This window comes from Bradyrhizobium pachyrhizi, assembly GCF_001189245.1.
GTDB lineage: Bacteria > Pseudomonadota > Alphaproteobacteria > Rhizobiales > Xanthobacteraceae > Bradyrhizobium > Bradyrhizobium pachyrhizi.
Window position 1 is genome coordinate 96,876 of sequence record NZ_LFIQ01000081.1, and the last position, 856, is coordinate 97,731.

At 66.2% G+C, this 856-nt stretch carries 1 protein-coding gene; it reads right to left on the reverse strand.

All coding sequences use genetic code 11. The features are described from left to right. On the reverse strand, window positions 1-856 hold an 856-nt coding region (locus tag AKL29_RS45025), incomplete at both ends, for an efflux RND transporter permease subunit (RefSeq protein ID WP_244482144.1).

Here is an 856-nt window from a genome sequence, read left to right on the forward strand (position 1 = left end):
GAAACTCGCCTTCATCCGCTCCATCGTGTCGGAGATGCTCTTGGCGGTGGCGAGCGCGTTCGATCCGGGCCGTTGCGTCACCAGCAGCGCGACGGCGGATTTGCGCAGCAGGAAGCTGTTGGTGGCGTAGGACAGCGCGCCGAGCTCGACGCGGGCGACGTCGCGCAGACGTACCGTGCGGCCGTCGGAGCCGGCCTTCACCACGATGTCCTCGAACTGCCTGATGTCCTTGAGGCGGCCAGTGAAGACGAGGTTCGGCTGGAAGGCGCGATCGGCGATCGGCGGCTCGGCGATCTGGCCGCCGGCGATCTGCAGGTTCTGCGCCCGGATCGCCGCCAGCACCTCGGCCGAGGTCAGGCCGAGATTGGCGATCCGGTCGGGATCGAGCCACAGCCGCATCGAATAGTCGCGCGCGCCGAACATCTGGATGTCGCCGACGCCATCGAGCCGCAACAGCTGGTCGCGAACCTGCAGCAGCGCGTAGTTGGAAATGTAGAGCTGGTCGAACGTGTCGTCGGGCGACAGCATGAACACGACCATCAGAATGTCGGGCGAGTTCTTGCGCGTGGTCACGCCGTTGCGCTGCACCTCCTCGGGCAAGCGCGGCTGCGCGATCGCGACGCGGTTCTGCACCAGCACCTGGGCCTTGTCGAGGTCGGTGCCGAGCTTGAAGGTCGCGGTGATGGTGAGTTGGCCGTTCGACGTCGCCTGGCTGTAGAGATACAGCATGTCCTCGACGCCGTTGATCTCCTGCTCGATCGGAGCGGCGACGGTGTCGGACACGGTCTGCGCCGAGGCGCCCGGATATTGCGTGGTGACGACGACGGTCGGCGGCACCACTTGCGGATATTCCGAG